Origin of the sequence: Rhizobium sp. ZW T2_16, from assembly GCF_044987325.1 — a bacterium.
Lineage (GTDB): Bacteria > Pseudomonadota > Alphaproteobacteria > Rhizobiales > Rhizobiaceae > Neorhizobium > Neorhizobium cellulosilyticum.
Genome location: NZ_JBJDRG010000053.1, coordinates 1 through 2469, shown reverse-complemented (window position 1 = coordinate 2469; position 2469 = coordinate 1). Strand labels below are relative to the sequence as shown.

2 protein-coding genes are annotated in these 2469 nt (G+C 59.0%); both read right to left on the bottom strand.

Features of this window, described 5'->3' with window-relative positions; genetic code table 11:
* Window positions 1-72: 72 nt before the first annotated feature.
* On the bottom strand, window positions 73-867 hold the full coding sequence (gene istB / locus ACI3K0_RS30640; RefSeq protein WP_137396213.1) for an IS21-like element helper ATPase IstB: 795 nt from the start codon (window positions 865-867) through the stop codon (window positions 73-75).
* Window positions 857-2377 carry an IS21 family transposase gene (gene istA, locus ACI3K0_RS30635; RefSeq protein WP_206828748.1) on the bottom strand — a complete coding sequence of 507 codons (1521 nt, stop codon included), beginning with the start codon at window positions 2375-2377 and terminating at the stop codon, window positions 857-859. The genes istB and istA overlap by 11 nt, the downstream gene beginning before the upstream one ends.
* Window positions 2378-2469: the final 92 nt, after the last annotated feature.

The window sequence follows — 2469 nt, the reverse complement described above, 5'->3', positions numbered from 1 at the left end:
TGTTGGTTTCCACGCGGAACTGAGCCGGTTTTTCCACCGAGAAGTGAGCCACCTCTGAGTATGGTTTTTTGATCAGGCTTTGGTCAAGGGATTGGCCTTTTCTCCTCTCTTCTGAGCTGCTGCGGCCGAGCTGGCCTTGAAGCGGAAGCTGTCGTTTCCTGTTTCCAGGATATGGCAACGGTGGGTCAGGCGGTCGAGCAAAGCCGTGGTCATCTTGGCATCACCGAAGACGGTTGCCCATTCGCTGAAGCTGAGGTTGGTCGTGATAATGACGCTGGTGCGCTCGTAGAGCTTGCTTAGCAGGTGGAAGAGCAGCGCTCCGCCTGAGGCACTGAACGGAAGGTATCCCAACTCATCGAGGATCAGGAGATCGAGGCGAACCAGGGTCTCAGCGATCTGTCCTGCCTTGCCTTTGGCCTTCTCCTGTTCGAGCGCATTGACCAATTCGATGGTCGAGAAGAAGCGGACCTTCCGGCGGTGATGCTCGATCGCCTGGACCCCAAGGGCAGTCGCGACATGTGTTTTTCCTGTGCCCGGCCCACCGACGAGAACGATATTCTGCGCCCCGTCCATGAACTCGCATCGGTGCAGTTGGCGCACCGTCGCTTCGTTGATTTCGCTGGCGGCGAAGTCGAACCCGGAGATGTCCTTATAGGCCGGGAAGCGAGCAGCCTTCATGTGATAGGCGATCGAGCGAACCTCACGTTCGGCCATCTCGGCTTTCAGCAACTGGGACAGGATCGGCACGGCCGCATCAAAAGCTGGAGCCCCTTGCTCGATCAGATCTGTGACGGCTTGGGCCATGCCATACATCTTCAGGCTCCGCAGCATGATGACGACGGCGGCACTTGCGGGATCATGACGCATGGCGACCTCCCACGATCCGGACACGCAAGCCATCGTAGCGTTCGACGTCGGCCTTGGGTTCACGCAACAAGGTCAGCGCCTGTGGCGTGTCGATGTCAGGGCCGTCAGTCGTCTTCCCGTCGATCAGACGATGCAGCAGGTTCAGCACATGCGTCTTGGTCGCGACGCCTTGATCCAGAGCCAGCTCCACAGCCCTGACGACAACCTGTTCGTCGTGATGAAGCACCAGAGCCAGGATATCGGCCATCTCACGATCGCCGCCCAGGCGACGCAGCATCTGGTCCTGCAACTGTCGAAACGCCAGCGGCAATTCCAGGAAAGGCGCACCATTGCGCAGGGCTCCGGGTTTGCGCTGGATAACCGCAAGGTAATGCCGCCAGTCATAAATCGTCCTCGGTGGTTTGTCGTGGCTGCGTTCTATGATCCGCGGATGTTCGCAGAGGATATTGCCCTCGGCTGCAACAACCAGCCGTTCGGGATAAATCCGCAGGCTGACAGGCCTATTCGCAAAAGATGCCGGCACGCTGTAGCGGTTCCGCTCGAAGGTGATCAGGCATGTCGGCGAGACGCGCTTGCTCTGCTCGACAAAGCCGTCAAATGCGTTAGGCAATGCCATCAATGCTGCCCGCTCATCAGCCCAGACATCTGCAATCGTACCGGACAAGGTGCCATGCGCCGTCTCTCGCCACAGGTCCTGGCAATGCTGTTCCAGCCAGTCATTCAACGCCGCCAGATCTTGAAAGTCCGGCATCTGTTGCCACAAACGTGGTCGGGCATCCTGAACGTTCTTCTCGACCTGTCCCTTCTCCCAGCCTGCGGCAGGATTGCAGAACTCTGGCGCAAAAACGTAGTGGTTCGTCATCGCCTGGAAGCGGACGTTAACCTGCCGCTCCTTGCCGCGACCGACGCGGTCGACCGCCGTCTTCATGTTGTCGTAGATGCCGCGACCAGGTACGCCGCCGAACACCCGGAACCCGTGCCAGTGGGCATCGAACAGCATCTCGTGCGTCTGCAGCAGGTAGGCTCTGACCAGAAACGCCCGACTGTGCGATAGCTTGATGTGTGCGACCTGAAGCTTGGTGCGCTCGCCGCCGATCACGGCATAATCTTCACTCCAATCGAATTGGAATGCTTCGCCTGCACGGAAAGACAGCGGAACGAATATGCCGCGGCCAGTCGTCTGCTGCTCAACCCGCCACTCACGGGCAAAGGCGGCAACCCGACCGTAGGAGCCGGTAAAGCCGAGAACCACCAGATCGGCATGAAGCTGCTTCAGCGTTCGGCGCTGCTTGCGCGACCTCCCAGCCTCGGTCTTCAGCCAGGCCGCCAGCTTGTCGGAAAAAGGATCAAGCTTGCTCGGCCGCTCCGGTACCGTGAACGTCGGCTCGATCGTACCAGCGTTCAAATACTTCGCAATCGTGTTGCGCGACAAACCGGTATGCCGACTGATCTCGCGGATCGACTGCTTCTCGCGCAGCTTCATCCGACGGATGATGTTTAAAAGTCCCATGTGGATCACTCCGTTGCCCCCGTCGCTCACCGCGTTGGGGGAAGGTTCACATGGCTCAATTCTCAATGGAAATTATGCGCCTAACCGGCTCA

Bases quoted from the DNA above. Each gene is read 5' to 3' on its own strand.
- istA (WP_206828748.1), bottom strand. From the start codon at position 2,377: ATGGGACTTTTAAACATCATCCGTCGGATGAAGCTGCGCGAGAAGCAG.
- istB (WP_137396213.1), bottom strand. From the start codon at position 867: ATGCGTCATGATCCCGCAAGTGCCGCCGTCGTCATCATGCTGCGGAGC.